Annotated in this window: 2 protein-coding genes; both read left to right on the forward strand. The window is 65.2% G+C overall.

Annotation, left to right across the window (positions count from 1 at the left end; all coding sequences use genetic code 11):
• The first annotated feature begins 232 nt into the window (after positions 1–232).
• Entirely contained in the window at positions 233–2,797 is a 2,565-nt protein-coding gene (locus P4L93_03180; GenBank protein MDR3685951.1) for an HD domain-containing protein, read from the forward strand.
• Positions 2,798–2,926: 129 nt separating this feature from the next.
• The coding region (locus P4L93_03185) for an aspartate kinase (protein ID MDR3685952.1) at positions 2,927–3,141 on the forward strand (215 nt) is incomplete at its 3' end.

A 3,141-nucleotide genomic window follows, 5' to 3' on the forward strand; every position in this document is an offset into this window, starting at 1 on the left:
CGATCGCTACTGGTAATAAATATTGGGGCGATGGTAGTGCGTGGGTTTGTAACCTGATAGAAAAATCAGCACCGTCTCGGGCCCCTAAGCTTCTTAGCTTCGGGGCCCGTCCGTTATACAATGCGACGCAGTTGACCATCGTGCTCGACGGGGGCGGTCGGGTGCAGGCCAGACGCAGCTCTTCATCTGGGAAGGAACCAACGCGCAGCGACGAACCGCTCCGCGGCATGTGATGAGACCTAAGCCCTCGTTCAGCTCGCGGCTGCACACCCAGATTGCCGTCCCGTTCATCGCGGTCTCCATCGCGATGGCCATTCTGACGGCGGTCGCGGCGCTCTATCTCCTCCAAGATCTCACCCAGCAATGGTCGGGTCAGATCGCGCAGACCACCAGCCAGAGCGTCGCGCTGCGATTCGACCAGTACTCCGCAGACATGGGCAAAGTTGCACATCTGCTTGCTGAAGACCCGCAAACCCGCGCCGCGGCGGATCGGGGTGACCGAGCGACTCTGGCCGCAGTGGTGGCAAGTCAGGCTGTCCTGCTGCCGTACGGAAGCGAAGAGGTTGTTGACGCCGCTTCTGGCAACTTGATCGCGGGTGCCGGCAGCAGCTCGATTCCGGGCGGCAAGCTGCTCGTCGGCAGAGGTGGGGCCGCGGGTGTCCCAGCGTCGGGGACGATCCTTGGCGAAGACGGGACGCTGACCGCCTACGAGCCGCTCGGCACGACCGCGCGCTACCGCCTCGGTCTCTCGACCCACGTCGGCGATGCCTGGTTGGGAGCGCTAACGGACGGCGCGACCGGGGCGTTTGGGCTCTTCTCTCCCACGGGTCAGCGCTTGGCCATAACGGTGCACGAGCCGCAAACCGGGGCGGAGCGGGCGCTGCAGGACTCGCTGAGCTCGAACGACCAGACCGTCCAAGACGCGCTCAAGGCCGCTGCCGCGAGCGGGATCGGGGAGGGCAATGTCTCCGTGCTCGGTATCGACTATCGGCTCCGAGTGATTCCGCTCGGCGCGGGTTCCGTGGGCGGCGGCGCTCCCGTCGTCTACCTGCTCAGCGCCGTGAGTGAGAGTCTCACCGAGACTACTGCCCGCAACAGCGTCCGGATGGTCACCATCGGCGCGCTTCTCGCGGTCATCGCGCTGATCGGCTTGGGCTTCTGGGTGGCGCAACGGGTGAGCGAACCGCTCGTGGAGCTCGCCGAGGGAGCGCATCGCATCGCGATTGGCGACTTCTCGACCAAGGTCCCGATCCGACGCGGGACGAGCGAGATCGAACTGCTCGGCGAGACGTTTAACGACATGACCGACTCGCTGCGAGAGCGCTCGGAGTCGCTGACCAAGAAGGTTCTCGAGCTGGCGACGCTCTACGAGATGAGCCGAGCACTCGGCTCCACGTTGGACATGGACGAGTTGCTGGGCTCCACGCTCGACTCGGCGCTGCGCATCTTCGACCTCGACGTGGGCTACGTTGCGCTGCGTGATCGCGACGCTGGTTCGCTTGAGATTCGCGCCGTCCGCGGCGGCGAGGTGCTCGGCGAGACGGCGGGGACTCAGGCGATCCGTTCCTCGATGGCCGAGTGGGTCGTTCGCGAAGGCCGTCCGTTGATCTTCAATCCGGATCCGACTTCGGAGTCCGGCCAGGTCGACGTCGTGACAGGTGCCAAGGCTGCGCTGTGCGTGCCGCTGGTGTCCTCGGAGGGAACGATCGGGGCGATCACGGTCGGGTCGAGCGACGCGACCTACCGCTTCAACAGCGACGACGTTCGCCTCCTTTCGACCATCGGCAACCACGTCACGATCGCGGTGGGCAACATCGAGCTGTTCTCGAGCTTGCAGGAGGCCTACATCGCCACCGTCCGCTCGCTTGCCGCGGCGGTCGACGCGAAGGACACGTACACGCGAGGCCACTCGGACAAGGTCGCGACCTACGCGATACTCATCGCCGAGCATCTGGAGCTGGGCCACGACCAGCTCACGGCACTCGAGATGGCGGCGTACCTGCACGACATCGGCAAGATCGGCGTCCCGGAGTCGATCCTGCTCAAACCCGGCCAGCTCTCCGACGATGAGATGGCGCAGATGCGCCACCACCCGCTCATCGGTGCCAACATTCTGCGGCCGGTAGCGTTCCCTTGGGCGATCACGCCGATCGTTCGCCATCATCACGAGTTCTGGGACGGCCAGGGTTACCCGGCTGGCCTGAAAGGCGAGGAGATCCCGCTGCTCGCGCGCATCCTGTGTGTCGCCGACAGCTACGAGGCCATGACCGCCGACCGCCCGTACCGCGCGGGCCGTTCGGCAGCCGACGCGATCGAAGAGCTGCACCGCTGCTCGGGCACGCAGTTCGATCCGCGCATCGTCGAGACGATGACCACCGTGATCGAGGAACTCGAGCGGGCTGGCAGCGGCGTGCTCGGCGACATGGCCGAGGAGGTCAGCGCCGAGGAGGCGCGCGCGATCTTCTCGGCGCTGGTCGATGGGGTTTTGGCGAGCTTCCGTCGTCTGGGTGGACCGCGCCTGGCGAGCAACGTAGAGGCCGAGGTCGAGGAGTACTTCCGAGCAGGACGACTGCCTTACCGCATGGAGCGCGGACGTCTCATGTTCACGGAGGACGCCAAGGACGAGTCACCCACGGAGCTTGACGACATGCGCATGGCGTTGCGTCGAATCGACACGATCATCGGGCGAGTCTCAGGCGGCACACTCGTCGACCACTTCTACGACGACGCGCTCGAGGGGTTCTCGGCGAGGATGTGCCACTTGGCCGTCAAGCTGGACTTCCACGGGGTTGAGTAGCCGGCGGCGTGTTTAGAGTTGTTGGCATCCGTTAAGGATTCACACTAGAATGGATGAATCCTTAACGCGCAGGCAGGGCTGTCCGTTCGGCGTATCCGACATCGGCGCTTGCCCAGGGGTCGAGAACCTATGGCACTCGTGGTCACCAAGTTCGGCGGCACGTCGGTGGGAAGCCCCGACCGGATTCGCGCGGTCGCACTGAGGCTGATCTCGCGCAAGCAGGCGGGTGACGACGTGGTCGCGGTCGTCTCGGCGATGGGGCACGTCACCGACGAGCTCGTCGATCTCGCGCGGCAGATCACTCCTGAGCCTCCTGATCGCGAGATGGACATGCTGCTCTCCAC

Source organism: Coriobacteriia bacterium (genome assembly GCA_031292615.1).
Classification (GTDB): Bacteria; Actinomycetota; Coriobacteriia; order Anaerosomatales; family JAAXUF01; genus JARLGT01.

Bases quoted from the DNA above. Each gene is read 5' to 3' on its own strand.
- P4L93_03180 (MDR3685951.1), top strand. From the start codon at position 233: ATGAGACCTAAGCCCTCGTTCAGCTCGCGGCTGCACACCCAGATTGCC.